At 71.1% G+C, this 22,905-nt stretch carries 24 protein-coding genes; 13 read left to right on the forward strand and 11 right to left on the reverse strand.

The window, feature by feature from the left end:
• Positions 1 to 84: 84 nt before the first annotated feature.
• Entirely contained in the window at positions 85 to 1,047 is a 963-nt protein-coding gene (locus tag ACZ5VQ_RS24395; protein ID WP_469106706.1) for a DMT family transporter, read from the forward strand.
• A 102-nt stretch (positions 1,048 to 1,149) separates the two neighbouring features.
• Here the strand turns inward: ACZ5VQ_RS24395 and ACZ5VQ_RS24400 are convergent, their stop codons facing one another.
• Positions 1,150 to 1,794 (reverse strand): FMN-binding negative transcriptional regulator, encoded by a 645-nt coding sequence (locus tag ACZ5VQ_RS24400; protein WP_469106707.1) that lies wholly within the window; start codon positions 1,792 to 1,794, stop codon positions 1,150 to 1,152.
• Positions 1,794 to 2,471: a pyridoxamine 5'-phosphate oxidase family protein gene (locus ACZ5VQ_RS24405; protein WP_469106708.1), complete on the reverse strand. Its 678-nt coding sequence runs from the start codon at positions 2,469 to 2,471 to the stop codon at positions 1,794 to 1,796. Before ACZ5VQ_RS24405 ends, ACZ5VQ_RS24400 begins: the two co-directional genes overlap by 1 nt.
• Before the next feature lie 90 nt (positions 2,472 to 2,561).
• Here ACZ5VQ_RS24405 and ACZ5VQ_RS24410 point away from each other — a divergent pair, with 90 nt between their 5' ends.
• Positions 2,562 to 3,893 carry an aminotransferase class I/II-fold pyridoxal phosphate-dependent enzyme gene (locus ACZ5VQ_RS24410; protein ID WP_469106709.1) on the forward strand — a complete coding sequence of 444 codons (1,332 nt, stop codon included), beginning with the start codon at positions 2,562 to 2,564 and terminating at the stop codon, positions 3,891 to 3,893.
• A 66-nt stretch (positions 3,894 to 3,959) separates the two neighbouring features.
• Here the strand turns inward: ACZ5VQ_RS24410 and ACZ5VQ_RS24415 are convergent, their stop codons facing one another.
• A complete protein-coding gene (locus ACZ5VQ_RS24415; RefSeq protein WP_469106710.1) occupies positions 3,960 to 4,949 on the reverse strand; it encodes a DMT family transporter in 990 nt (329 codons plus the stop codon).
• Between the two features lie 75 nt (positions 4,950 to 5,024).
• On the opposite strand from ACZ5VQ_RS24415, the gene ACZ5VQ_RS24420 reads away from it, so the two are divergent.
• Complete coding sequence (locus ACZ5VQ_RS24420; RefSeq protein WP_469106711.1) at positions 5,025 to 5,927, forward strand: LysR family transcriptional regulator; 903 nt, start codon at positions 5,025 to 5,027, stop codon at positions 5,925 to 5,927.
• A gap of 201 nt (positions 5,928 to 6,128) precedes the next feature.
• Here the strand turns inward: ACZ5VQ_RS24420 and ACZ5VQ_RS24425 are convergent, their stop codons facing one another.
• Entirely contained in the window at positions 6,129 to 6,596 is a 468-nt protein-coding gene (locus ACZ5VQ_RS24425) for a pyridoxamine 5'-phosphate oxidase family protein (protein ID WP_469106712.1), read from the reverse strand.
• A gap of 147 nt (positions 6,597 to 6,743) precedes the next feature.
• Between ACZ5VQ_RS24425 and ACZ5VQ_RS24430 the strand changes: the two genes are divergently transcribed.
• Entirely contained in the window at positions 6,744 to 7,394 is a 651-nt protein-coding gene (locus tag ACZ5VQ_RS24430; RefSeq protein ID WP_469106713.1) for a cysteine hydrolase family protein, read from the forward strand.
• Here ACZ5VQ_RS24430 and ACZ5VQ_RS24435 read toward each other — a convergent pair.
• Together ACZ5VQ_RS24435 and ACZ5VQ_RS24440 are read right to left on the reverse strand one after the other, a co-directional pair.
• Positions 7,381 to 7,830 (reverse strand): Rieske (2Fe-2S) protein, encoded by a 450-nt coding sequence (locus tag ACZ5VQ_RS24435; protein ID WP_469106714.1) that lies wholly within the window; start codon positions 7,828 to 7,830, stop codon positions 7,381 to 7,383. The genes ACZ5VQ_RS24430 and ACZ5VQ_RS24435 overlap by 14 nt on opposite strands.
• Positions 7,831 to 7,929: 99 nt before the next feature.
• The gene (locus ACZ5VQ_RS24440; protein ID WP_469106715.1) at positions 7,930 to 10,035 is read right to left on the reverse strand and encodes a prolyl oligopeptidase family serine peptidase; all 2,106 of its coding nucleotides are present in this window, start codon (positions 10,033 to 10,035) and stop codon (positions 7,930 to 7,932) included.
• 51 nt (positions 10,036 to 10,086) lie between these two features.
• Here ACZ5VQ_RS24440 and ACZ5VQ_RS24445 point away from each other — a divergent pair, with 51 nt between their 5' ends.
• The 7 genes from ACZ5VQ_RS24445 to ACZ5VQ_RS24475 all read left to right on the forward strand — a co-directional run bounded on the left by ACZ5VQ_RS24445 (position 10,087) and on the right by ACZ5VQ_RS24475 (position 16,497).
• Positions 10,087 to 10,854, forward strand: coding sequence for a HipA family kinase (locus ACZ5VQ_RS24445; RefSeq protein ID WP_469106716.1), 768 nt, complete (start codon positions 10,087 to 10,089; stop codon positions 10,852 to 10,854).
• Positions 10,851 to 11,252, forward strand: a complete 402-nt coding sequence (locus ACZ5VQ_RS24450) for a DUF3037 domain-containing protein (protein WP_469106717.1) — start codon at positions 10,851 to 10,853, stop codon at positions 11,250 to 11,252. Before ACZ5VQ_RS24445 ends, ACZ5VQ_RS24450 begins: the two co-directional genes overlap by 4 nt.
• A 157-nt stretch (positions 11,253 to 11,409) precedes the next feature.
• Positions 11,410 to 12,171, forward strand: coding sequence for a 3-oxoacyl-ACP reductase FabG (gene fabG, locus ACZ5VQ_RS24455; RefSeq protein WP_469106718.1), 762 nt, complete (start codon positions 11,410 to 11,412; stop codon positions 12,169 to 12,171).
• 17 nt (positions 12,172 to 12,188) lie between these two features.
• Positions 12,189 to 12,944 (forward strand): SDR family oxidoreductase, encoded by a 756-nt coding sequence (locus tag ACZ5VQ_RS24460; protein WP_200399654.1) that lies wholly within the window; start codon positions 12,189 to 12,191, stop codon positions 12,942 to 12,944.
• A gap of 209 nt (positions 12,945 to 13,153) precedes the next feature.
• Complete coding sequence (locus ACZ5VQ_RS24465; protein ID WP_362085301.1) at positions 13,154 to 14,734, forward strand: ABC transporter substrate-binding protein; 1,581 nt, start codon at positions 13,154 to 13,156, stop codon at positions 14,732 to 14,734.
• 140 nt (positions 14,735 to 14,874) lie between these two features.
• Positions 14,875 to 15,558: a uracil-DNA glycosylase gene (locus tag ACZ5VQ_RS24470; RefSeq protein WP_362085298.1), complete on the forward strand. Its 684-nt coding sequence runs from the start codon at positions 14,875 to 14,877 to the stop codon at positions 15,556 to 15,558.
• Positions 15,559 to 15,921: 363 nt separating this feature from the next.
• Positions 15,922 to 16,497 carry a hypothetical protein gene (locus ACZ5VQ_RS24475; protein WP_469106719.1) on the forward strand — a complete coding sequence of 192 codons (576 nt, stop codon included), beginning with the start codon at positions 15,922 to 15,924 and terminating at the stop codon, positions 16,495 to 16,497.
• 107 nt (positions 16,498 to 16,604) lie between these two features.
• Here ACZ5VQ_RS24475 and ACZ5VQ_RS24480 read toward each other — a convergent pair whose 3' ends face one another.
• The 3 genes from ACZ5VQ_RS24480 to ACZ5VQ_RS24490 all read right to left on the reverse strand — a co-directional run bounded on the left by ACZ5VQ_RS24480 (position 16,605) and on the right by ACZ5VQ_RS24490 (position 18,449).
• Positions 16,605 to 17,072: a hypothetical protein gene (locus tag ACZ5VQ_RS24480; RefSeq protein ID WP_469106720.1), complete on the reverse strand. Its 468-nt coding sequence runs from the start codon at positions 17,070 to 17,072 to the stop codon at positions 16,605 to 16,607.
• 166 nt (positions 17,073 to 17,238) lie between these two features.
• The gene (locus ACZ5VQ_RS24485) at positions 17,239 to 17,751 is read right to left on the reverse strand and encodes a DinB family protein (RefSeq protein WP_469106721.1); all 513 of its coding nucleotides are present in this window, start codon (positions 17,749 to 17,751) and stop codon (positions 17,239 to 17,241) included.
• Between the two features lie 107 nt (positions 17,752 to 17,858).
• Entirely contained in the window at positions 17,859 to 18,449 is a 591-nt protein-coding gene (locus ACZ5VQ_RS24490) for a TetR/AcrR family transcriptional regulator (protein ID WP_469106722.1), read from the reverse strand.
• Positions 18,450 to 18,620: 171 nt separating this feature from the next.
• Here ACZ5VQ_RS24490 and ACZ5VQ_RS24495 point away from each other — a divergent pair, with 171 nt between their 5' ends.
• Together ACZ5VQ_RS24495 and ACZ5VQ_RS24500 are read left to right on the forward strand one after the other, a co-directional pair.
• Positions 18,621 to 19,829: an FAD-dependent monooxygenase gene (locus ACZ5VQ_RS24495; protein WP_469106723.1), complete on the forward strand. Its 1,209-nt coding sequence runs from the start codon at positions 18,621 to 18,623 to the stop codon at positions 19,827 to 19,829.
• Between the two features lie 28 nt (positions 19,830 to 19,857).
• Complete coding sequence (locus tag ACZ5VQ_RS24500) at positions 19,858 to 20,763, forward strand: Gfo/Idh/MocA family protein (RefSeq protein WP_469106724.1); 906 nt, start codon at positions 19,858 to 19,860, stop codon at positions 20,761 to 20,763.
• Here ACZ5VQ_RS24500 and lnt read toward each other — a convergent pair.
• Entirely contained in the window at positions 20,687 to 22,273 is a 1,587-nt protein-coding gene (gene lnt, locus ACZ5VQ_RS24505) for an apolipoprotein N-acyltransferase (protein ID WP_469106725.1), read from the reverse strand. The two genes, ACZ5VQ_RS24500 and lnt, sit on opposite strands and share 77 nt — an antisense overlap.
• A 117-nt stretch (positions 22,274 to 22,390) precedes the next feature.
• Positions 22,391 to 22,876: a nuclear transport factor 2 family protein gene (locus ACZ5VQ_RS24510; protein ID WP_362085275.1), complete on the reverse strand. Its 486-nt coding sequence runs from the start codon at positions 22,874 to 22,876 to the stop codon at positions 22,391 to 22,393.
• Positions 22,877 to 22,905 lie beyond the last annotated feature (29 nt).

The raw sequence follows: 22,905 nt of genomic DNA on the forward strand, positions 1-22,905 counted from the left end.
TACGCCCCGTCCGGCCGGTGTGCCGCGCGTTCGGCGCGCGACGTGGTCCTTTCCCGAACTTCTGCGGATCTGCGGAGAGAACACGTGTCGCATGCTGTCTCCGGCCTGCCCATCGGGCGAGGCCTCCTCTATCTGACCGTCGCCGGCGCCGCCTGGGGCACCGCGGGCGCGGTCGCCTCACTTGTCTACCGCGCCAGCGACATGGGCCCCGTCGCCCTGTCCTTCTGGCGCTGCGCGGGCGGCCTCGCCCTGCTGCTCGCCGTCCGGTCGCTCCGGCGCCGGCCACGCCCCACCGCACGCCCCCTCCTTCGTACGCGGCTGCTGCGGACCGGAGCCACGGGGGTGGGGCTCGCGGTCTTCCAGACCGCGTACTTCGCCGCCGTCGAGGCCACCGGACTCGCCGTGGCCACGGTCGTCACCCTCGGGGCCGGTCCCGTGCTCATCGCGCTGGGAGCCCGGCTGACCATGGGAGAACGGCTCGGACGTGCTGGATACGCCGCCGTGGCCGGGGCGCTCGCCGGGCTCGCGGTGCTCGTGCTGGGCAGCGGTGGCGTGGCGGTCCGGCCGTCGGGCGTCGCGCTCGCGGTCGTGTCCGCCGCCGGGTACTCCGTGATGACGCTCCTGACCCGCTGGTGGGGCCGCGACGGCGGCACCGACGTGTCCTCCACCACCGTGGGGGCGTTCGCCGTCACGACCCTGTGCCTGCTGCCGTTCGGGCTCGTCGAGGGGCTGGTGCCGCACACCGCCGAACCCGCCCGCGTCATCGCGCTGGTGGCGTTCATCGCCGCGGTGCCGACGGCCCTCGCCTACGCCCTGTACTTCGCGGGCGCGGCCGTCGTCCGCTCGGCCACCGTCTCCGTGATCATGCTGCTCGAACCGGTGAGCGCGGCGGTCCTGGCCGTCGCCCTGCTCGGCGAGCGGCTGACCGCGGCCACGGTCGCGGGCACGCTGTTGATGCTCGGGTCGGTGGCGGGGCTCGCGCTCGCGGAGGCGTGGGGCACGGGGACCGTGAGGACGGCTCCGGAGGAGGAGCCCTCGCTGCTCTGAGGAACTGCGGGCACCGGAGAACGTCGGTACCGGCCGTGTGGGCCCCGCCCCGTAGGGTCCACACGGCCGGTCACCTGTGAGGGAGTCCGTGCCACCTCGGCGTCACCTGCTGCCGCGTCGCCGCAGCAGGTGTTCCCGCGCCGCCGTGTCGCGCGGACCGCCTCTTGTGGTCAGTTCGGCCACAACGCGGTTCTGGATTTCCTCCGGCCGGTGATTCGCGTACTTGAACTTCGCCCGTACGTCCGTCACTTCGAGCCGCAGGCCGCGGATCCCGGAGAGGAGGCGGCCGTACGGGGCCTCGCCGACCGTCGCACGGGCGGAACCGCCCTCGGACTGGAAGTGGCCGACCTGGCGGTTGAGGAGATCGGCCTTCTCCGCCGGATCGTCCACCACATGGGCGGTGCACCGGAGCTGGACCGCCGCGTAGAAGCTCGTCGGAGTGCCGTGCTCGGGCGGGGAATCCGGCGGAGCCTGCCAGGGACCGGGTACGTACACGTAGTCGTCGACCACGCTCAGGGTCACGACCGGGTTCGCCTCAAGGGCCGGCCACACCGGGTTCGGGCGGGCCAGGTGGGCGAGGACCAGTCCGTACGGTCCGGGCTGGGCCTCGTGGACGAAGTGCATCGGCTGGACGTGCGGCGGTTCGCCGGGCAGGCCGTTCACGGAGAGCTGGCCGAAGTCGTGGACGGCCAGCCACAGCTGCCACTCGGCGTCGTCGTGGGGCGCGTCCCAGGGATGGATGAGCATCAGAGGACCGCCAGGTAGTCGGGGACCTCGATCCCGGGGGCGAGGTCGGCGGCGGGGACCGGCGTGCCGTATCCCTTGCGGAGCGGGAGGACTCCGGTCCAGTGCGGCAGGCCGAGGTCCTCGGGCTCGTCGTTCGGGCCGCCGGTGCGCAGCTTGGCCGAGACCTCGGCGAGGTCCAGGCGGAGCACGGCGGTGGCGGCCAGCTCCTTGCCGTTGGCGGGCCGGGAGTCGTAGGAGCGGCCGGGCACCACGTGGTCCACCAGCGCGTCCAGGGCCTCCCGCTTCTCGTCGGGGTCCGTCACCTGGTGGGCGACGCCGTGCACCACCACGGAGCGGTAGTTGATCGAGTGGTGGAAGGCCGAGCGGGCCAGCACCAGCCCGTCGACGTGCGTGACGGTGACGCACACCGGCAGGCCCGGGTCGGCCTGTCCCGCCATCCGCAGCGGGCGCGAACCCGTCGAGCCGTGCAGATAGAGGTGCTCGCCGACCCGCCCGTAGAGCGTGGGCAGCACGACCGGCGCCCCGTCACGGACGAAGCCCAGATGGCAGACGTACCCCTCGTCGAGTATCGAGTGCACCATCTCGTGGTCGTACGCGGCGCGCTCCTTGGAGCGGGTGGGGACGGTGCGGTCGGTCGGGGTGTAGGTGGCGGGGTGCGGGGCGGACGTCTCCGTCATGGTGCTCTCCAGGTCTCTGTCGTCGTCTGTTCTCGCACGTACGCCGTGCTCGCCTTGCGTGGCTTATCGCACTAGTGCATACTCTGCTTTGTGCTAGAAGAGTATCGGATCGAGGGTAGACGTGCAGCCGAGATTGCGGCCAGCGTCGAGCGTGCGGTGGGTTCGGGGGAGCTGGAGCCCGGTCAACTGCTGCCGCCGATGCGGGAGTTGGCGGGACGGCTCGGAGTGAATCCCAATACCGTCGCGGCCGCCTATCGCACCCTGCGCGAGCGCGGGGTGATCGAGACGGCGGGCCGGCGCGGCAGTCGCGTACGGTCCAAGCCGGTGACGACAGCTCGGGAGATCTCCCGCCTGGATGTGCCGCCGGGAGTGCGGAACCTGACCGACGGCAATCCGGACCCGGCCCTGCTGCCCGCGCTCGCCGGAGTGTTCGCGGCGGCCGCGGCCCACGCCGACCGGGAGCCGGTGCTCTACGGAGAGGCCGCCGTGGAGCCGGAGTTGGCGCGCCTCGCACGTGCGGACCTGGATGCGGACGGCGTTCCGGACGGGCCGGTCGTGGTCACCTCGGGTTCGCTCGACGCCATCGAGCGGGTGCTGGCCGTGCACCTCAGGCCCGGTGACGCCGTCGCCCACGAGGATCCAGGCTGGCGCAGTGTGCTCGATCTGATCCCGGCGCTCGGGCTGCGGGCGGTGCCGGTCGGTGTCGACGACGAGGGGCCGCTGCCCGACGACGTACGAGCCGCGCTGGAGGGCGGGGCGCGGGCCCTGATCGTCACCGACCGCGCGCAGAACCCGACCGGCGCCGCGGTGAGCGCCACGCGCGCGCGTGCCCTGCGTTCCGTACTGGCCGACCACCCGGAGACTCTGCTCGTCGAGGACGACCACGGGCATCGCATCGTCGACCTGCCCTTGCATCCGCTGGCAGGCGTGACCCGGCACTGGGCGTTCCTGCGCTCGGTCGCCAAGGCGTACGGGCCCGATCTGCGGCTTGCCGTGCTCACCGGGGACTCCGTCACCATGGACCGTGTCCAGGGGCGGCAGAGGTTGGGGCCGGGGTGGGTGAGTCGGCTGCTGCAACGGGCTGTTGCCGGGCTGTGGGCCGAAGGCGCGGTGGACACGCGGATCGTGGCCGCGGCCTACGGGCGGCGGCGGGACGCGTTGATCGGGGCGCTCGCGGAGCGGGGCGTCGAGGCGTACGGGCGCAGCGGGATGAACGTGTGGGTGCCCGTGCCGGACGAGACCGGGGCCGTCGCGAGGCTGCTGCACGCGGGCTGGGCCGTCGCGCCGGGGGCCCGCTTCCGGATGAACGCGCCACCAGGACTGCGCATCACCGTCTCGACCCTCACGCCGGACGAGGTCGGGGCCGTGGCGGACGCGGTCGCCGCCGCGGTCGGGCCGGCACCCGAGCGCCGCTACGTCTGAGTCCGGGACGCGGTGACCTGGTGACCTGGCGACCTGGTGACGGGGTGATGGGGTCGCGCGGTGGGCTCAGGACTTGGCCTGAGTGAGCTTGGTCCGGGTGGGCCTGGACTGCGTGAGTGCCGCGCCCGCCAGCACGATGACCGCGCCCACCGGTGTCGACCAGGCCAGCGATTCGCCGAGTATCGCGACGCCCGCGGCGGTGGCGATGACGGGGATGAAGTACGTGACCATCTGGGCCGTTGTCGGGCCGACCTCGGCGACCAGGCCGTACTGGATGAGAAGGGCGAGGCCCGTACCGAGCGTGCCCAGTGCGATGACCGCAAGCAGCGGTATGAGCGGGAAGCGGGTCGGCAGTGTCGTGAACAGCGGGGTGACGACTGCCAGTTGGACCGTCGCGAGCAGCAGTTGCGCACCGGTCAGCGAGAGGTTGGAGTCGCTGGAGCCGGCCAGCGTGCGGCGGATGTAGATCCAGCCGATCGGGTAACTGAGCGACGCCAGCAGGGCCATCGTGGTGCCCGCGGCGTCCAGCCCGTGGAAACCCTGCCAGGCGCCGAGCACCGTCAGCACGCCGAGGAAGCCGATGCCGAGGCCCGCGACCCGGCGGCGGGTGGGCCGGTCCTCGGAGAGCGCTACCAGCGAAAGGGCCATGCCCCACAGGGGCGAGGTCGCGTTGCAGATACCCGCGAGCGTGGACGGAATCGTCAGCTCGGAGTACGCGAACAGCGAGAACGGCAGGGCGTTGAGGAGCAGGGCCGAGACCGCCAGGTGCCCCCAGGTGCGCGCTCCGCGCGGCAGCCGGTCCCGCTTCCAGGCGATTGCGACCGCGAGCACCAGCGTGCCGAACAGCAGGCGGCCGAACGTCACTTGGAAGGGGGCGTAGCCATTCGTGCCGACCTTGATGAGGAGGAAGCTGAAACCCCAGACCAGTGACAGACCGGCGAAGCGGAGGCGCCAGTCGAGGGCTCGGCGGGGGCGGGGAGGGGTGGTTTTGAGCGAGCCCGGGGGTGCGGTGGACAAGGAGGCGGGAGGAGTCCGGGGCTCGGTCGCGGCGCTCATGCCGACCACGATGACGGATCACGATCTCGTAGCACAAGCGAGATTTTTGTGGTGGTACCTCGTAGTATTGCTTACATGTTGAACCTGGAGCGCCTGCGTACCCTCGACGCCCTGGCCCGGCACGGCTCGGTCAGTGGCGCGGCCGAGGGGCTGCATGTGACGACCTCGGCGGTGTCCCAGCAGATGTCCAAGCTGGAGCGGGAGGTGGGGCAGCAGCTGCTCGCCAAGAACGGGCGGGGGGTGCGGCTCACCGACGCGGGGCGGCTGCTCGCCGACCATGCCGCGCGCATCCTGTCCCAGGTCGAGCTCGCCCAGTCGGATCTGGAGGCGCAGCGCGGGCAGGTGGTGGGGGAGTTGAGGCTCGCCGCCTTCCCCACGGCGGCGCGCGGGCTGTTCCCCACGGCGCTCTCCGCTCTGCGTGCCGAGCATCCAGGGCTGCGGGTTCGCTCGCGTGAGCTGGAGCCGGAGATCGGGGTCGCCTGGGTGACACGCGGTGACCTCGATCTGGCGATCGTTCTCGACTGGTACAACAAGCCGTTGCCGCTGCCGGACGGTCTGGTCAAGGCCTCGCTCCTCGACGACCCCACCGATCTGGCGCTGCCGGTGGGGCATCGCCTCGCCGATCGTTCCGAGGTGGACCTTGAGGACTTCGTCGACGACGAGTGGATCGCCTGGGACGAGGGGGAGTTCTGCCACGAGTGGCTGCTCTTCACGTTGCGCGGCAAGGGGATCGAGCCGGTCATCGCGCATCGGGCGGAGGAGCATCACACGCAGCTCGCGATGGTCGCGGCGGGGCTCGGGGTGTGCGTGGCGCCCCGCCTCGGGAGGGATCCCGTTCCGGCCGGGGTGCGGACCGTGCCGGTGCGGCCGCGTGTCACGCGGCACGTGTATGCGGTGTGGAGGGCGGATGCGGATCGGCGGCCGGCTATCCGGGCCGCCGTGGATGCGTTGCGCTCCGCGGGGGTGCGGGTTTCATAGGCGGGGTTGGTTGTTTGGGTGCGGGTCGGAGGGGGCTGGTCGCGCAGTTCCCCGCGCCCCTTAAGGCGCCGCCCGCCCTCGCAAAGCGGCACCCGCGCCCTTTAAGGGCGCCGCCCCGCCCTCGCGAAGCGCCCCCCCCGCGCTGCTTAAGGGGCTCCGGCCCACCCTCGCGAAGCGGCACCCTGCGCCACGGCACCCCCCTCACAGTGCAGCGAGCTTTCGGAAATCCCATGAGGCTGTTGCTTCCGGGGTCAGGCGCGTCCAGGCATGTCTGCCGTCGTGGGGCATTTCGTCCAGGCCGAAGTTCTTGCGGGCGAACAGGCGCTCCACGGAGTCGAGTTCGGGGTGGGGCTCGCCCGTGCGCGGGGCCTCGCCGATGAACTCGACGGTGCCCGAGAGTTCGACGCCCCGCAGTTCGTCGTACTCCTCGCCCGTGTCGACGACCACGGCGACGCGGGGGTCGCGGCGCAGGTCGGCCCAGCGCTTGCTGCGTGTGATCGAGTACAGCCAGAGGGACTTGCCGTCCCAGGCGAACCAGAGCGTGCTGACGTGCGGCGCGCCGTCGGCCGACACGGTCGCCACCCGGCAGGTGCGCTGGGTGGTCAGGAACTCGTCCAGCTCCTCGGGTGTCATCATGATCCTTCGGCCCCGGCGCTGAGTGACGGCCATACGGTTCCCCTCATTTCTGACGTGACGTCAGAAAAGCATGGGCCGTCTTCCGTCCGTGCGCAATGGTGGCTACGCTCGCGCGCCACCGCAGACCAGGTCGACCGGGCCGCACCGGGGCCCGGGGACCGCCCGTGACAGGGGGAGCCCATGCCGTCGTACGAGCAGCTCAGTGAACTCCTCGACCCCGCGACCACGGTCCTGCTGACCGTCGAGTGCCAGCAGGGTGTCGTCGGCCCGGACAGCGCCCTGCCCGAACTGGCCAAGGAGTTCCGTGCCTCGGGCGCGCTCGCCCAGGTCGCCCGACTCGTCACGGCGGCCCACGAGAGCGGCGTACAGGTGATGCACGCGATCGCGGAGCGCCGCCCCGACGGCCGGGGGGCCAACCACAACGCCCGGTTGTTCCGCGCGGCCGAACGTCTGCCGGTGCGGCAGCTGTCGGGAACCACCGCGGTACGTGTCGCGCCGCCCATCGAGGTCGCCGAGGAGGACTTCGTCGTACGCCGGCTGCACGGTCTGTCACCCCTCGCCGGTACCGACGTCGACGCGCTGCTGCGCAACCTCGGCTGCCGCACGCTGATCGTGACCGGCGTGTCCGCCAACGTGGCCGTGCCCAACGCCGTGTTCGACGCGGTGAACCGCGGCTACACCGTCGTCGTCCCCGGCGACGCCATCGCGGGGGTGCCTTCCGACTACACCCCCGCGATGATCCGCAACACGCTCGCCCTGGTGGCCACCGTCGCCACCACGGACGAGGTACTGGCCTGCCTCAAGCGACCCCGCCGGGTCAGCCGAGCGTGATCGAGTCCCCGCTGACGGTGATCTTGGCGGCGGTGAGGCCACTGGTCGCGGGCCCCTTCTTGACGCTGCCGTCCGTGACGTTGAACTGACTGCCGTGGGCGGGGCACGTGATGGTGCCGTCGGCGACGCTGTTGACCTGCTGCTTCTGGTGCGGGCACACCGTCGAGTAGGCCTTGAACTCACCGGCTGTCGGCTGTGTGACGACCACACCCTCGTCGGCGAACACCTTGCCGCCGCCCTCCGGGATGTCGGTGGTCTTGGCCAGCGCCGCACCTCCGCCGGAGCCCGACGACTTGGAAGCGTCGGAGGAGCCGGACGAGCTGTCGTCGGAGCCCCCGCAGGCGGTCAGCGTGGCGGCGATCCCGGCCCCGCCTAGCGCCGCCAGGAGGGTGCGACGACAGAGTGCCGGCGCAGGCTTGAGCGATTCGCTGGACATAGTGGCGGTCCCTTCCACAGATGTGCAGATGCGCGTTTGTAAAGTTGTGTGTTGATCCAACAGGGGGTACGGGTACGTCACCCGCGCAGTTCAGACGGTTCAGGAATTGAGCGACTTCTTGATGAAATCGAGATCCAGCCTGAGCAGGGTGTCTATCACGCCCTCCTGTGTCACCAGGTGGGTGGCTCCCGGCAGCGGGAGCACGGTGTGCGGCCGGCCCGCGGCGAGCAGTGCCGCCGAGAACCGCAGCATGTGTGCGGGCGCCACATTGTCGTCGGCCATCCCATGGACGAGCATCAAGGGGCGCGTGAGCTTGTGTGCGTGTGCCACCAGGGAGCAGCGTTCGTAGTTCTCCGGCTGGACGTCCGGGTGGCCCATGAACCGCTCCTTCCAGTGCGTGTCGTACAGCCGCAGATCGGTCGGGGCTGCGCCCGCGACCGCCGCGTGGAAGACGTCGGGCCGGTGCAGCACGGCCCCCGCCGCCAGATAGCCGCCGAAGGACCAGCCCCGGACGGCCACGCGTCCCGTGTCCAGTTCGGGGAAGAGCTCCGCGGCCGCGCGAACGGCGTCCGCCTGGTCCTCGATCACGGGCATGAGCTGGTCCCCGTGGATGGCGGTCTCCCAGGCCCGGTCGCGCCCCGGAGTGCCCCGTCCGTCGACGCACAGGACCGCGAAGCCCTGGTCTGCGAACCACTGGTTCACGGCGTGGTGCCAGGCGGCGGCCTTCACGACCTTCTGCGCGCCGGGCCCCGAGTACGAGTGCACGATCACGGGCAGACGGCCCGCCCCCGGTTCGTACGACGTCGGCAGGTACAGCGCCGCCCGCAGCTCCCGCTCGCCGAGGGTCAGGAAGCGGGGGCGCGGCTCGGTCACGGGCCGCTCGGCCAGCACCCGGATCCGCCCGGCCGGTCCGCCGTCCCGCAGCACCCTCACCGTCTGCCCGTCGAGGGTGGTGCTGTCCAGGACGACGGTGTCGCCCCCGACGGTGGCGCGGTGCACACCCGGCTCGTCGGTCAGCCGCTCGAAGCCCTTCGACGGGTCGTACGACCAGACGTGCGTCTCCGTCGGCTCCTCGGACGCCGTGAAGTAGAGCCGGTCGCCCACCACGGCGAGCAGTTCGTGGACGTACATGCCCTCCGGTGTGCGCGCTCCCGTCCCGGTCATCAGCAGTCCGCGCGAGCCCTCCTGTGTGGTGAGGACGAGACCGGCGGTGGCGGTGGTGGCCGGGGTTCCGGGTATGAACTCCAGCCAGGCGGCGTCCCGGAGATGGTGGAGCGTCGTGCTCAGGCCCGTGGAGGAACCGATCCCGAGCAGATACGCCGAGCGCTGGTCCCTGGTCTGCACGACGGCGGAGGGTCCGGAGCCGTCCCAGGCCGCGTGCACGACGTACTCGAAGGCCGGGTCGGTCCACTTACCCGCCGGATGCGGCTCGGAGGCCTCCTTGGGGAGCCGTACCTCGACGCGCTCGCCGTCGAGACCCACCACGTGCAGCGACAGCTCGGCGTTGGCGGTGCCCGCGGCCGGGTAGCGGATCGCGCGCGGCGGACGGGTCGGGTCCGCCGGATCGCTGATGTACCACTGCTGGACCGGTGAGTTGTCGACCCGCACCACCAGCAGCGCGTCCCCTTCCGGTGACCACCAGAACGCCCGCGTGCGGTGCAGCGACTCGGCCGAGACGTGATCGGAGAGCCCGTACGTGATCTCCGGGCCCTCCGGCCTGGCCAGCGCGCGGTCGGCCGTGCCGTCGATGCGTACGACGCGCAGGGCGCCGTCACTCACGTACGCGATGCGGGAGCCGTCGGGGCTCGGGCGCGGGGCGACGACCGGGCCCGCGGTGCGGATCCGGCGTGGGACGCCCTCGTCCGTGCGTACGGCCCACAGGGCGCCCGAGAGGGCGAACACGACCAGGCGGACGGCCGCGTCGGTGGCGTACGAGACGACGCCCGCGCTCGTCTCGCGGGCCCGCTCGCGGCGGATCCGCTCGGCCTCCGGGACCTCCCCGTCGTCGCCGAGCGCGAGCGGGTCGGCGAGCAGCCGCTCCTCGCCGTTCTCGTACAGCCAGAGCAGGCCCGTCGTGGAGCGGCCGCTCGTGGTGCGCAGGAAGACGACGCGGTCGCCGTCCGGCGAGACGGTGAAGCCGCGCGGCACACCGAGGGAGAAGCGTTTCGTACGGGCGTACTGCAGGGGCAGGTCTTCGGCGGTCACAGGTGATCCCTTCGTGCGAGTGGACGGGGAACGCCCCAGTAACCTGGGGCGATGCTCAAGGAAGTCAGCGCGACCCGCTATGTCACGCCGTTGCGTGAGGGCGGCTCGCTGCCGGGGCTCGTCGAGGCCGACGATCTCGGCACGTACGTCATGAAGTTCACCGGCGCCGGACAGGGGCGGAAGACCCTCGTCGCGGAGGTGGTCTGTGGTGAACTCGCCCGTCGCCTGGGCCTGCGCGTACCCGGCCTGGTCACGATCGGGCTCGATCCGGTCATCGGGCTCGGTGAACCGGACCAGGAAGTGCAGGAGTTGCTCAAGTCGAGCGGGGGGCTGAATTTCGGGATGGATTTCCTCTCCCGGGCGATCGGCTTCGACGCCCTCGCGCACCAGGTGAGCCCGGAAGAAGCCGGGAAGATCGTCTGGTTTGACGCGCTGGTCAACAATGTCGACCGATCGTGGCGAAACCCTAACATGCTGGTTCGGCACGGCGATCTGTGGCTCATCGACCACGGCGCCACCATGATCTGGCACCACAACTGGCCCGGCGCGGCGGCCTCCGCGGCCAAGCCGTACGACGCCTCCGACCACGCACTCGCGCCGTTCGGCCCCGACATCGCCTCCGCCGCCGCGGAGTTGGCGCCCCGGGTCACCGAGGAACTGCTCGCCGAGGTGACCGCGGCGATCCCGGAGGAGTGGCTGCGGGACGAACCCGGGTTCGAGTCGACGGACGCGCTCAGACGCGCGTACGCGGAGCCGCTCCTCGCCCGCGCCGCAACCATTCACGAACGCGTCCGGACGAGCCAGGAGGGCACGAAGTGAGCGAGCGCGACGGCCGTGACGGTCGTGACGTCTACGAGTACGCGCTGCTGCGGGTCGTGCCGCGGGTCGAGCGGGGCGAGTACTTCAACGCGGGCGTGCTCGTGTACTGCCGCGCGAAGTCCTTCGTGGCCGCCCACACCCATCTCGACGAGACCAAGCTGCTGGCCCTCGATCCGGAGGCGGACGCGCCCGGGGTCCGGGCCGCTCTGCGGGCCGTCGAGGGCGTCTGTGCCGGGGGAGCGGCGGCGGGTCAGGCCGCGCGCGACGACGCCGGGCGGCGCTTTCGCTGGCTGATCGCGCCCCGCTCCACGGTCGTCCAGCCAGGGCCCGTGCACACCGGTCTCACGGCGGATCCCGCCGCCGAGGCCGTGCGGCTGCTCGACCTGCTGGTCAGGTAATGGATCACACCGGCCGAGCAGGCCGTTGACACTGGGTGCCAAGGCTTCTAGCGTCTCGTCTGCCGAAGGTACTAAGCGGTCGCTCACCAGAGGGGCGTACCGTGAGAGCCGCAGGTTTGGTCTTTCAAGGGCTTCCCAAGGGCGAGGAGAACCAGCAATGTCCACCTCAGAGCAGCGCGTCGCCGTAGTCACCGGTGCCGCGCGCGGCATCGGCGCCGCGACCGCCGTACGACTGGCCGCCGAGGGCCGCGCCGTCGCGGTGATCGACCTCGACGAGGCCGCGTGCAAGGACACCGTGGAGAAGATCACCGCCGCCGGCGGCAGGGCGATCGCGGTGGGTGCCGACGTCTCCGACGAGGCGCAGGTCGAGGCCGCCGTGGCACGGGTCGCCGAGGAGCTCGGGGCGCCGACCATCCTGGTGAACAACGCGGGCGTGCTCCGTGACAACCTGCTGTTCAAGATGAGCGCGTCCGACTGGGACACGGTCATGAACGTGCATCTGCGCGGCTCCTTCCTGATGACGCGAGCCGTCCAGAAGTACATGGTGGACGCCAAGTTCGGCCGCGTCGTCAACCTCTCCTCCTCCTCGGCGCTCGGCAACCGCGGCCAGGTCAACTACTCCGCCGCCAAGGCCGGTCTGCAGGGCTTCACCAAGACCCTCGCCTTCGAACTCGGCAAGTTCGGCGTCACGGCGAACGCCGTCGCGCCCGGCTTCATCGTCACCGACATGACCGCCGCCACCGCCGAGCGGGTCGGCATGGGCTTCGAGGAGTTCCAGGCCGCGGCCGCCACCCAGATCCCGGTCCAGCGCGTCGGCAACCCGGACGACATCGCCAACGCGATCGCCTTCTTCACGGGCGACGCGGCCGGCTTCGTCTCCGGCCAGGTGCTGTACGTGGCCGGCGGACCGCTCAACTAGGGCCGGGGGACAGGAACATGACCACTGTGGAACTCTCGGGCAAGGTCGCCCTCATCACCGGCGCGAGCCGCGGTATCGGCTACGGCGTCGCGGAGGCGCTGCTCGCCCGCGGCGACCGGGTGTGCATCACCGGCCGCAACGAGGACGCGCTCAAGGAGGCCGTCGAGCAGCTCGGCGCCGACCGCGTGATCGGTGTCGCGGGCAAGGCCCACGACGAGGCCCACCAGGCCATCGCCGTCGAGCGCACCATGGAGGCGTTCGGCCGTGTCGACTTCCTCATCAACAACGCCGGTACGAACCCGGTGTTCGGGCCGATCGCCGACCTCGACCTCAACGTGGCACGCAAGGTGTTCGAGACGAACGTCGTCTCCGCGCTCGGCTTCGCCCAGCGGACGTGGAAGGCGTGGCAGAGCGAGAACGGCGGCGCGATCGTCAACATCTCCTCGCTCGCGGGCGTCCAGGCCTCGCCGTTCATCGGGGCGTACGGCATCAGCAAGGCCGCGATGATCAACCTGACCCTTCAGCTGGCGCACGAGTTCGCGCCCAGGGTGCGGGTCAACTCCATCGCGCCCGCCGTCGTCAAGACGCAGTTCGCCAAGGCCCTGTACGAGGGCCGCGAGGAGGAGGCGGCCGCGGGCTACCCCCTCGGCCGGCTCGGCGTTCCGTCGGACATCGGCGGCACCGCCGCCTTCCTGACCTCGGAGCAGTCGGACTGGATCACCGGGCAGACGCTGGTGGTCGACGGCGGGAAGTTCCTCAACGCCGGAGTCTGACAACGGATCTCGATCGTGGACGCCCGGGCGGCTTGGCCGAAAATCGCCCGGGCGTCCGCCTGTCCAGGGTGCTACCAGGAAAGAGACCGTTCCGATACGTTCCGCGATATCTGCTGATCAAGGGCCCTGCCAGTGTGAAGGCCCATGCGGCCTGGCGCTGCGGTATCGTGCGCCCACCCTTGTGGTATGGCCGATCGAGGAGCGTGCGCGTGTTCAAGCGGGACAGATACCTGCGTCAGATGGGGGCGATCACGTCCATATCCCTGGTCGCCGGATGCGGAGTATTCTCCTCGGACTCTTCCGACGAGGGGAAGTCGATCCTCGTGGGAACGACCAGTGAGCCCAGCACACTGGATCCGGCGGCCTCCTGGGACAACTCGTGGGAGTTGTTCCGCAACGTTCACCAGGCCCTCCTGAACTTCCCCGCCGGCGCGTCCGAGCCCGAGCCCGACGCCGCCGAGAGCTGCCAGTTCACCAACGGTTCCAGCACCGTGTACAGCTGCAAGCTGCGCCAGGGGCTGAAGTTCTCCAACGGGCACAAGCTGGACGCGAAGGCCGTCAAGCACTCCATCGACCGGATCAAGAAGATCAACGTCAACGGCGGCCCAGCCGGTCTGCTGAACAGCCTCTCCCGGGTCGAGGCGAAGGGCGACCAGGAGGTCGTCTTCCATCTGAACCAGCCCGACGCGACGTTCCCCTTCGTGCTCTCCACGCCTGCCATGTCGATCGTGGACCCCGAGGAGTACCCCGCGAACGCGCTCCGCAAGGACGGCAAGATCACCGGCTCGGGGCCGTACAACCTGGAGTCCTACGAAGAGGGCAAGCAGGCCGAGCTCGTCAAGAACGGCAACTACAAGGGCATCGCGGACCGGAAGAACAACGCCGTCACCATCCGCTACTTCCGGGACTCGGCCGCGATGGCCGACGCCCTCAGGGACAAGCAGATCGACGTCGTCTACCGCGGTCTGCGCGCCTCGGACATCGTGGATATCCAGGACAACAGTGGGGACGAGGGCCTCCAGCTCGTCGAGAACCCCACCACCGAGATCAGCTACCTGGTGTTCAACCCCAAGGACCCGTGGGCCAAGAAGGTCTCGGTCCGCAAGGCCATCGCGCAGATCGTCGACCGGCCCGCGCTCGCCCACAACATCTACAAGGACACCGTCGAGCCGCTGTACTCGATGATCCCCAAGGGCCTGGTCGGCCACACCACGGGCTTCTTCGACGACTTCGGGAACCCCAGCGCCAGCAAGGCCAAGCAGATTCTGGCGGAGGACGGCATCACCGAGCCCGTCCCGCTCACCCTCTGGTACACGACCGACCGCTACGGTTCCCAGACCAAGCCGGCCTTCGAGGAACTGAAGCGCCAGCTGGAGGCCTCCGACCTGTTCAAGGTCACGCTCAAGAGCCGCCCCTGGAAGACGTACGTCGGGGGCTACCAGAAGGGCGAGTACCCGGTGTTCGGGCGCGGCTGGTTCCCCGACTTCCCGGACGCCGACAACTTCATCGCCCCCTTCGTGGGCGAGCAGAACGCGCTCGGCACGCCGTACGACACCCCTGAGATCACCGGCAAGCTGATACCCGATTCGCGCCGGGAGAGCGACCGCGGGGCGGTGGCCCCGGAGTTCGAGAAGGCCCAGCAGATCCTCCTCGACGATGCGCGTCTGCTGCCGCTGTGGCAGGGCAAGCAGCACGTCGCCGCGAACGAGGAGATCGGCGGCGCCGAGAACGCCATCGACCCGGCGACGATGATGGCGATGTGGGAGCTGTACTGGAAGACCAGCTGGTAGCGCGGGCACTTGGGCACTCGGGCCCGATTGTCAGTGGGCGCCTGTAGGTTCTGTGCTCTGACGGTGGCCGTGCCTCGCGCGGCCGCCCACGGCCGTGTGTTCCGCGGCCGTGAAGTGAGCGCACACCGGAGGAAGTTGACGTGACCGACACCGCCATGCTGCCCGAGTCCTGGCGCGGCGTCCTGGGCGAAGAGCTCCAGAAGCCCTACTTCAAGGAGCTCACCGAGTTCGTCGAGGAGGAGCGCGAGAAGGGTCCCGTCTACCCGCCGCGCGAGGAGGTCTTCGCCGCGCTCGACGCGACGCCGTACGAGAGCGTGAAGGTGCTCGTCCTCGGCCAGGACCCGTACCACGGCGAGGGCCAGGGCCACGGCCTGTGCTTCTCCGTCCGTCCGGGTGTGAGGACCCCGCCCTCGCTGCGCAACATCTACAAGGAGATGCAGGCGGAGCTGGGCACGCCGATCCCGGACAACGGCTATCTGATGCCGTGGGCCGAGCAGGGCGTCCTGCTGCTCAACGCGGTGCTGACGGTCCGCTCCGGCGAGGCCAACTCGCACAAGGGGAAGGGCTGGGAGAAGTTCACGGACGCGGTGATCCGGGCGGTGGCCGACCGGCCCGACCCGGCGGTCTTCGTCCTGTGGGGCAACTACGCGCAGAAGAAGCTCCCGCTCATCGACGAGGAGCGGCACATCGTGGTGAAGGGCGCGCACCCCTCTCCGCTGTCCGCGAAGAAGTTCTTCGGCTCGCATCCGTTCACGCAGATCAACGAGGCGGTCGCCGAGCAGGGTCACGACCCGATCGACTGGCGGATCCCCGACCTCGGCTGACATCACGTCACCACGTCGTCCCCATCGCCCCACCGTCACCACGGCGTGCGCCACGAGCCGCCGTCACGACCTGCCGTTACGAGGACCCGGTCCGGCCGCACGCCGGGCCGGGTTCTGTTGGTTCGGGGGATCGGTCCGACTGGTCGGCGGACCGGTTCGGCCGGCCGGTGCACCTGGTCCGGCGGTCGGCGGGTCCGGTCAGGTCGGCCGGTGGATCGTTCGTCACCGTCCTGGCCCAGTGGCGCGCGGGGCCCTCGGGGCTGCCTGAGCTCGATTGTCCGTGTCTGCCGTTAGCGTCGGGAGAGGTGACGGAACGACCGGCGCGGGCGCTGCGGCCGGCGGACGAGCGTGGAGGACGATCCGGTGGCGGAGCAACAGGAACAGGCGGCGGCGGACGCGATGATGACCAGGATCGGGCAGGTCGCCATGCTCCTCCACGGCGGTGACCGCGAAGAGGCCCGAGGCCGCTTCCTGGACCTGTGGGCCGAGATCGGCGAGGACGGCGACGCGCTGCACCGCTGCACACTCGCGCACTACATGGCCGACGCCCAGGACGACCCCTCGGACGAACTGGCCTGGGACCTGCGGGCCTTGGCGGCGGCGGACGCACTGACGGACGCGCGGATGGCGGAGCACCAGCAGTCGCTCGCGGTGCGGGCCTTCTATCCCTCCCTGCATCTGAGCCTTGCCGTCGACTACGCGAACCTCGGCCACTCCGAGGCCGCCCGCAGCCATCTGCGCAGAGCCCGCGACACCGTGGGCGTACTCGGCGACGACGCGTACGGGGACGGTGTCCGGGCGGGCATCGGCCGCCTGGAGCTGAGGCTCGACGAGGAGGGGCCGTCGGGCGGGGACCCCGAACCGGCGCCGGGTCAGACGCCGGGTCAGGGGAGAGGGCCGGGTGGCGAGACGCTGGGGCCGCCGCGGCAGCGGCCCTAGAGGCCGTCGCGCTGTCGTCCGGGTGTACGTCGCCAGGTCAGGTCCGGGCCGCTACGCCGCGCGCAGCCCCGTGGATCGGCGCCCACGTGGACCAGCGCCCCGGTCGGTCAACGTCCGTACACGTCCTTGCAGATGGTCGCCTGCGGGCTGTCCGGGTTCCAGCCGCCGTACTGCCTGCCCAAGGCGCACACATCCGTGCCCACCGGAGCCGTCGCCCTGGGCTGACGGGGAACCGCGGGGCGCTCCGGCCGCTGGGGCTCCGGGTGCCGCGGCGGATCGGCGGCGGCGCGACGGGGAGGGGCCGCCGGTGCCGCGGCGGGTGCCGAAGGGACCGTACGGCGGGGCGTGGACGCGGGTGCCGACGGGCGCCGGGACGGGCCGATCATCTCCAGGGCCTCCCGGGCCGGCGCCTGCACGATCTGGGGCTCGGCCCTGCCGTCCTGGCGCGGTTCCGAGGCCGGAGCGGGCCCGGACGGGGCGCCGGGAGCGAGCGGTCGCTGGACGGTCACACAGCCTGAGACGGCCGAGACAGCTACGGTGACCAGGAGCGTTGCGGTGGTCGCGGTTCGATGCACCCGCGCAACTCTGCTGTGTCAGCCCCCATTTGGGGAGCTGACAAGCGGAGAATGCCCCGCATGGGTGAACGACCGGCGCCCGAGCCCTGGTGCCCAGCCCGCGGTGCCCAAGTCCGATGGTCGTCGGCCCCGTCACCCCGTGGTACCTCAGCGCCCCGTGTGCACCTCAGTCGCCCGTGACCCCGTCGATCCGTTCGCGGATCAGGTCGGCGTGACCGTTGTGGCGCGCGTACTCCTCGATCATGTGGGTGTAGATCCAGCGCAGGTTGAACGGCTTGTCGGTGGACCTGCTCCTGCCTGCGGACAGGTCGTCGAGTGCGAGGCGCGCCGTGTTCCGCCGGGCGACCTCGATCTCCCGCTGCCAGGTGCCGTACGCCTCCTCCCAGGTGTCCTCCTCGGTGAGGTGGAACTCGCCGTCGCGGTCCTCGTCGCTGTAGTAGATCGGCCCGGGATCGTCGCCCACGAGCACCTTGCGGAACCAACTGCGCTCCACCTCCGCCATGTGCCGGACGAGCCCGAGCAGGGAGAGCTCGGACGGCGGCACCGAGGCGGTCCTGAGCTGGGCGTCGTCCAGGTCCTGGCACTTCCAGGCGAGGGTTTCGCGGTGGTAGTCGAGCCAGCCCTCCAGCATCGCTCGTTCGTCGGCGTCGATCGCGGGTTCACTGCGTTCAATGGTCATGCCCGCATCATCGCGGAGGGCCGACCGGCGGCCCACTCCTTATCCGGGACGTGATCCGGGACGTGCCGCCTGCTGCCCTTTGCGGGCCGTGCCGCCCGCCGTGGCTGTCAGCGCCGCAGCATGCCCTCCAGGACCTCCCGCAGTCCGGCCCGCACCTCGCCGAGGGCCGGCACGTCCGCGTGGTACGAACCCGCCGCGCACGAGAACATCAGGCCGTCCGCCCAGGCCACCAGCGACAGCACGTGCCGTGCCGGATCCCGCGAACCCGCCGCCGTCAGCATGCCGGTGAGCGCGTCCCGGAACTGCCGCCCGGTGGCGTCGAAGAACTCCCGCAGTTCCGGCCGACGTGTCGCCTCCAGCGCCAACTCATAGCGGGCGATGAGTAGTTCACGGTTTCCGGTGAGTGAGCGATGCACCGCCAGAGCCAGCCCCTCCGCCAGCGAGTCGAGCCCGCCCTGCGGATCCGGCATCTCGTCCAGACCGAGCACCCGCGCCTCGCGCTCCGCGAGCCGCCGCACCGCCGCCTCCAGCAGGGCGAGCCTGGTCCGGGCGAGATTGGACGTGGACCCCGGCGGAAGTCCGGCCGCCGTGTCGACGGCGCGGTGCGTGAGGCCGCGCATGCCGAGCTCGGCGAGCAGGTCGAGAGCGGTGTCGGCGATGAGATCGGCACGGGCCGCGCCGGTGCTGCGTACGGGCATGACAGCCAATCTACCCTCGGAACTACATCTGTAGTACGGTCGAGAGGTCCGGTCACTACAGGTGTAGTGACCGGGAGGTCGGGGGCCGTCAAGGTCGCCGGAACCGGCGCGAACCGGCCGAGTGGCCGGAATCGCCGGACCGAGGGAATGGGTCGAATCGTTGGAGGAGCCATGGCACAGTCACCGCGCGCCGTCGTCGTGGGCGGCGGCATCGGGGGCCTCACCGCGGCGGTGGCGCTGCACCGGTGCGGCCGGCGGGTCACCGTCCTGGAGCGGGCCGGTTCGCTGGAACCCGTCGGCGCCGGCATCTCCCTCGCGCCCAACTCCCTGCGCGCTCTTGACGTCATCGGGCTGGGCGACGAGATCCGTGACCTCGCGGCCTGGCAGGGCGACGGCGGACTGCGCACCCCGGGCGGCCGCTGGCTCTCGCGGAGCAGCACCGCCGCCCTGGCCGAGCGATTCGGCGGCCCGCTCGTCCTGCTGCACCGGGCCACTCTCATCAAGAGCCTGGCCGCGCAGCTGCCCGAGGGCACCGTGCACACCGCGGCCGAGGCTGCCCTGGCGGATCCGGGTGACATCGACCGCCCTGCCCGTGTCAGCACCCCCGACGGCGACCTGGAGGCCGAACTGGTCGTCGGCGCCGACGGCATCCACTCCGCCGTACGCCGGGCGCTGTTCCCGGACCACCCGGGCCCGGTCTACTCCGGGTTCACCACCTGGCGGGTCGTGATCCCGGTGCCCGGAGCGACCTTCGCCTCGCACGAGACATGGGGCCGGGGCCGTATCTGGGGCACGCATCCGCTCAAGGACGGCAGGGTGTACGCGTACGCCGCGGCCCGTGTTCCCGCCGGAGGCAGGGCGTCCGACGACGAACGGGCCGAGCTCGTCCGGCTCTTCGGCGACTGGCACGACCCGATTCCAGCCGTCATCGACGCCGCGCGTCCCGAGGACGTCCTGCGCCACGACGTCCACCACATCGCCGAGCCCCTGCCTGCCTTCCACGCCGGCCGGGTCGCGCTGATCGGCGACGCGGCACACGCCATGCCGCCGACCCTGGGGCAGGGCGGCAACCAGGCCATCGAGGACGCGATCGTGCTCGCGTACCACGCTGATCCGCGCGAGGACCTGCTCGGCGCGGGCCTCGCCGCGTACACGGCGGCGCGCAGACCGCGTACGACTGCCATCGCCCGCAAGGCGGTCCAGGTCGCGCGTCTCAACATGATGCGCAGCCGTCCCGGCATGGCCCTGCGCAATGCCACGGTCGCCGCGGTGTCGAAGGCCGGACCCGGCCTCTTCCTGCGGAGTTTCGACGGAATCGCCGACTGGCGGCCGCCGCAGGCGCCGTATGCTTCCGAGGAGACACGGGTGAGCGCGCCCTAGACATGTCGGTTCCCCGGAGGAGACCCCTGTGAAGGTCGGCTGCATCGGACTCGGAGACATCGCGCAGAAGGCCTATCTGCCGGTGCTCGCCACCCGGCCGGGGCTCGAACTGCATCTGCACACACGGACGCCCGCCACCCTCACCAGGGTCGCCGACAGCCTCCACCTCCCGGCCGGGCAGCGCCACACCGACCTCGCCGAGCTGCTCGCGCAGGACCTCGACGCGGCGTTCGTGCACGCGCCCACCCACGCGCACCCCGAGATCGTGACCCGTCTCCTCGAAGCGGGCGTGGCCACGTATGTCGACAAGCCGATCGCGTACGAACTCGGCGACTCCGAACGACTGGTGAAGCTCGCGGAGGAGCGGAACACCAGCCTGGCCGTCGGCTTCAACCGGCGTTACGCACCCGGTTACGCGCAGTGCGCCGACCACCCGCGCGAACTGATCCTGATGCAGAAGAACCGCATCGGCCTGCCGGAACAGCCCCGCACGATGATCCTCGACGACTTCATCCACGTCGTGGACACCCTGCGGTTCCTGGCACCGGGGCCGGTCGACGACGTGACCGTGCGGGCCCGGGTCGAGGACGGACTGCTGCACCACGTCGTGCTCCAGCTCGCCGGGGACGGGTTCACGGCGCTGGGCGTGATGAACCGGCTGAGCGGCTCGAACGAGGAGATCCTCGAAGTCTCCGGGCAGGACACCAAGCGTCAGGTCGTCAACCTCGCCGAGGTCATCGACCACAAGGGCCAGCCGACGATACGCCGGCGCGGCGACTGGGTGCCGGTGGCCAGGCAGCGCGGGATCGAGCAGGTCGTGCTCGCGTTCCTCGACGCGGTGCGCGCGGGCAAGGTGCTCAGCGCCCGGGACGCGCTGGCGACCCATGAGCTGTGCGAGCGGGTGGTACGCGCGGTGACGGACCGGCCCGCCTGACCCGCAACGACCGGGCACCCTCCGTGGCACCCAGGGCGGCCAGGATCAGCAGCGCCGCGTACACCGGCCACTCGCCGAACCGCGCGTACGGGGTGACACCGTGTGCCAGCGGTACGTCGTACACCTCGGAGGCGCCGGCATCGGTGCCGAGCCAGGAGCCGACGCGCTCACCGCTCGGGCCGTAGACCGCGGAGACGCCGGTGAGCGTGGCGTGCACCATCGGCCGCCCCGTCTCGGCGGCCCGCAGCGCCGCCAGCGACGCGTGCTGCTCGGGCGCCCAGCTCTGCTGGAACGACGAGGTCGCCGACTGGGCGAGCAACAACTCGGCGCCGTCCCGCGCCAGATGACGGCTCATGTCGGGGAACGCCGACTCGAAGCAGACCATCGGGCCGATCCGCAGTCCGCTCCCGACGTTCATCACAACCTGCTTCGAGCCGCGCATACGGTCCTCGCCCGCCGCCTTGCCCACGGACGTGGCCCAGCCGAGGAGGGAACGGGCCGGAACGTACTCGCCGAAGGGCACGAGCCGCGTCTTGTCGTAGCGGTCGCCGGTCGGACCCTCGGGCCCCACGAGCACCGAACTCTTGTATATGCCGGGCCGGTCGGAGCGGCGCGCGTCCACGTTGACCAGGATGTCCGCGTCCACCTGGCGGGACAGCGCGGCGAGCCGGTCCGCGAGGTCGGGCCGGTCGGCGAGGTCGAAGCCGACACTGCTCTCCCCCCACACCACAAGGTCCACGTCCTGCCCGGCCAACTGCCTGGTCAGCGTCTCCTCGCGTGCGAAACGCTTCCCCGGGCTGCCGATTCCATCGATGACACCGGGCTGCACGACGGCGATCCGGACGCGGTCGTCGACGTCCGGACGCGGGGACCACACCCAGGCCGCCGAGGTGGCGGCTGCCGTCGCGACCAGCCCGGCCACAGCGGGGACACGGGACTGCCGTACGGCGACGAGGACGGCGACCGCGACGTTCACGGCGACGAGCAGGAAGCTCAGCAGCCACACCCCGCCCACCGAGGCCAGCCGCAGCGCGGGCTCCACGTCCCACTGACTCGATCCGAGCAGCCCCCAGGGACCGCCCAACCCCTCCCAGGAGCGCACGAGTTCGACCATCAGCCAGGCGGAGGGCAGCACGAACAGGGCGGCGACGACCTGGCCCGCCGAGGGAACACCGGCGAGGAACCTGCGTGTCAGCCAGCCCCACGGTGCCCAGAGCACCCCGAGCAGCGCCGCTATCACGAGCGTGAAGACATGCAGACTCGGCAGCAGCCAGTGATGCACGGCCAACATGAAACCGAGCCCGCCGAGCCAGCCGTCGTACGCCGCCCGCCGACCCGTCGGGGCCGAGCGGACGAGCAGGATCCACGGCACCAGCGCGACATACGCGAACCACCACAGGGACGGCCACGGGAAGCTCAGCATCGGCAGCGCACCGGCGAGCACGGCCGCGATGCCCCGCCACCAGGGGGAGCCGAGGCGTCGGCGCCAGTCAGCGGCGGACAGCTTCATGCAGCGCCTCCCTCGACCCCCGAAGCACGGTGCGTGACTCCAGTGTGCGCGCACCGGGACGATCTACGTAAGGGGGTATCCACTCAGGTGGCACGCGCGAACAGGCCGACCGTGGGCTCAATGGGCGGCGGGTTCCTGCCGCGCCTGCGTGGCCCGGCGCCACTTCTCGTGGACGACCACCTCACGCAGCCGCCAGCCGTTGTACGTACGCACCAGCCCGAAGTCGTACCGGCCGCCGCACACGAAGTCGGGCTCCGTCGATCCGCCGTCGTGTCCCGCGAACCGCATCGGATTGACGTAGTCCGCCTGGATCCTGGCCGTGTCGCCCGTGTCCTGCTCCAGCGCCCCAAACCGCACCCGCCGGTTCACGATCAGATGCTGCCGCATGGGGAACAGCTCCATGGTCTGCGCGAGCCATCCGGCGATCTGCCCCGCGTCGCCCTCGATTCCGCCCGCCGACCGGTAGTCCGCCCGCCCGTCCGGCGCGAACAGTCCGCGGTACGCCTCCCAGTCCCCGTCGTCGACCGCCACCGCGTACTCGGTGACCAGTCCGTCGACCGCGAGCCGGTCCATTACCGTAGCCAGTTCCACGCGCTGCGTCATCGGCTCAGTGTTGGCCACGGGAAGGTCCG

Source organism: Streptomyces sp. NPDC033178 (genome assembly GCF_055577685.1).